Annotated in this window: 2 protein-coding genes; both read left to right on the top strand. The window is 37.4% G+C overall.

Annotation, left to right across the window (positions count from 1 at the left end; genetic code table 11):
* Positions 1-1,597, top strand: a 1,597-nt coding sequence (locus LHW48_09340; protein ID MCB5260654.1) for a hypothetical protein, incomplete at its 5' end; no start/stop codon positions are given.
* 133 nt (positions 1,598-1,730) lie between these two features.
* Positions 1,731-3,287, top strand: a 1,557-nt coding sequence (locus LHW48_09335) for a hypothetical protein (GenBank protein MCB5260653.1), incomplete at its 3' end; no start/stop codon positions are given.

Here is a 3,287-nt window from a genome sequence, read left to right as displayed (position 1 = left end):
TGGAAGAAGATCAATGATTATGTTCACTAATAGCTTTCTCTGGTGGAAGCATCTATTAAAAAGTAATTATTTAATGATATATTTAAGTAATATTGGAGATAAAATGAAAAAGTCCCTATGTGCCTTAATAATGATTGTGCCTCTTTTACTCGTTGCGCAGTCTATAACTGAAACACTATCACAGATTAGTTTATTGAAACAGGAGCTGGTTGCCAGTGAGAAACAGTTGGATGAGCAACTGATTACCATGAAAGAGATAAATCCACTTTTAGCCCCCAAGGATGATTTTGAATCTGAAGAAGAGTATGCAATCAGATCAATTAAGGTTATTCCACAGATTGTTTTAATGCGTAACCAGGTTTTGTTTGAAACTTCGCAGAGGCTTGCCGAACTAAGATCGAAAACCTTTGATACTACCGAGATTGAAGTTACATTAGGCAAATATGACCCCAATAAAAAAATCTTCCCGCTGACCATCAAGCATCTGGCGTACCAAAAGGAACTCTATGAAACGTCAATGAGCATTGATGGCCCGATTGCAAGAATTCTTAGCCAGAATTGGGCTAATGTGCAAATAAAAGGTCAGCTTTGTATAGATATCGGGGACAAAATCGGTCTAGCAAGGGTCAGGATAGAAGAGCCTGTATCCGGATTTAACCAAACAATCGCATTGGAGCCGATGCTGACATTTAAGACACAATATCGAGGCGTAGAATTTGTACCTAGAACTTCCTACCTGGCGATTGGAGACATGAAGAAAGATTATTTTGTAAATTTTTATGATTTTAAGTTCGGGAAGAAGGACGCAGAATTAATAAGTTTTTATAATTTAGAGTCCGGGAAGAAGGACGCAGAATTAAAAGGCGGTAAAATTTTCCGTGTCAGTCCCAATGGAGATTTAATAGCAATTATCTGTTATGACTCAAAAAATATAGATCGTGGTGACCCCAACCATGTTAAAGTGTACAATATTAAATCTAAGAAACTTGTTATGAACATTGAATTTAGCATCTACAATCCAAATTTTTCGTCAATCGATTTTAGTCCTGATGGGCGATTTATAATATTAGATGACGGATGCATATATAGCATTGAAACTAGCCAAAAAATCATGGATTTATCCGATATCGCTATAAGTATTGATGATCCGGTTTGGAGTCCTGACGGGAAGCACATTGCTTTTAGAAGTGGAGTTTATAATTTAGAAACAAGACAAGTCGATATGTTATTCAGGTCCATTTGCAAAGCCTATAGCAAGGATGGTAGTCTATTAGCAAGGGGAGAGAACCCAAACCCGAATGGTTATGGAGGCCTAATTATCATATCCGATGTATCCAACAAGAAACAAGTTCTGGAATACGAGCTTAGTTCAGTACCAACATCACTCGATTTTAGCCCTGATGGCAAGTTCCTTGCTGTTGGGATGGCTAATAATGCTATCATTATTGATCTTGAATCCATAGAGCAACAAACTGTAAGTACTTATTCATGGGAAGGTAACAAAAACGGTTCTGTGGCTTTCAGCCCCGATGGCAGGTACCTTGCTGTGGGAGGAAGTGTATATAGAGTAACGAACCTTACGAAGAAAATTGAATAGTGATAGTTAGTAAAGTGGACTGTTTTCATCTACGGATAATTCAGACCTGAGACTTAATTTCACTCAGATTTGTAAGTTAACAGATATTGGTAAATGTAGATAAGAGAAAATTAATGACTAAGAGGTGAGTATAATGTTAAAGGACTGTAATATATTGACAGCGATAGCTATATGTTTAATGATAGTAGTGCCTTTACAATCAGTAACGCAAGCTGATGTTGTGAACTATTTCGCAGACACGCAATCAGGAGCTACTGCTATTAACACTGAGGCTTATCAAACTCAGGCACTTTCCTTGGAAACAACAATATTGCTCTGGGATATGTTGTATAATTCTACCAGTTCTGATGTATTGAAATTAGTTGACGAGTTTTTCAGGGATCAAATGCACAGAGTTATCTATAATCGGTACATACTAACCAAGACGGAACTCAGTGATCTGAAGACATTTACATCACATTTGCCCAAAGAAGACTTTAATCTCTATCTTAAATCAATACCTATAAGGAACATGAGGTTGTTTTTGATTCAAGTGATTCTAAACAATAAAACCAATGCACTAAAAGATTTAGACGCTTTCCGGGATCAGTTGACCAACAATGACATACTTATGTCATATCTTTGCAATGTAAAGAGAAGTACGATATTGAATCACCTTAATCAATATCAAGATCTTATTGAATTTAACGCAACACAAGTTATGGTAGAAGCAGCCACAACAACCAAAAACCCGGAGTTTTTTAATGCCTTGGGTGATTTGCTAATTTCAAAAAAAGAAAAGGATTATGATAAGATTATCAACTGCTATTTGCTCGGGAATGATTTTCAGACAGCTGCAAGTTGTTTAGGCTTTATACAGCATTACTCGGCAGACCAACGGATATATATCTGTGAACAAGCAGAAGAATACTCAATGGCATACAATATATGCAAAGTAGCCAAACCAGATAACTATATGGAGTTAAGCAGGTTGGCGCGCTTGGCTGAGGAAACTGATGAAGCAATCAATTACTTTAAACTTGATAAGAATGTCTCAAGTCTATTTGAAGCGTATTTTATCGCGGAACAGACAGGAAATCCGATTAAAAACGTCATTTTAGCTAACATGCCGGACAGCACAGCTTACAGGCTGGTAAATGCATATTCCGAAAGAAAAAATTACTACAAGGCATACGAAGTCACTTCGGTGAGGTTAGCTAACGATAAAAGCCTGATAATATCAATTAGTTCGTTAGCTGCAAACGAAATGTTGGCGACTGATCCACCTGCATTTAGTCAAGCGGCCGTACTTTTTGAACTGGGTGGAGATTACCGACAAGCTGCATCGTACTACTCGAAGGCAAATGATTTTAGCAAAGCAATTACAAATGCTGAGAAAATCAATCCTAAGCCTTATGATATGCTAATTGACCTATACACTGAGGTGGGAAACAAAGACAAAGCAAACCAGTATCTGGATTCTCTATACATCCATGATCCTGAAAAATCTGTGGCATACTACGCAAAAAGCGGAAAAACAATGGATTTAAGGACCAAAGCTTTAGGCGATCAGCAATACAGCATAGCAATCCAGACTTATGGAGACTACCAGTCAATCAATGAAGTCGAGAAAGATGAACTGATGGATTTATACCAAAAAGCCGGAGATAAGGCAGGCTTAAGTAAACTGGTAAACCAGAGAATATCTGAT

This window comes from Candidatus Cloacimonadota bacterium, from assembly GCA_020532355.1.
Taxonomy (GTDB): domain Bacteria; phylum Cloacimonadota; class Cloacimonadia; order Cloacimonadales; family Cloacimonadaceae; genus UBA5456.
The sequence above is the reverse complement of the archived record's forward strand: the minus strand, read 5'-3'. Positions and strand labels throughout refer to the sequence as shown.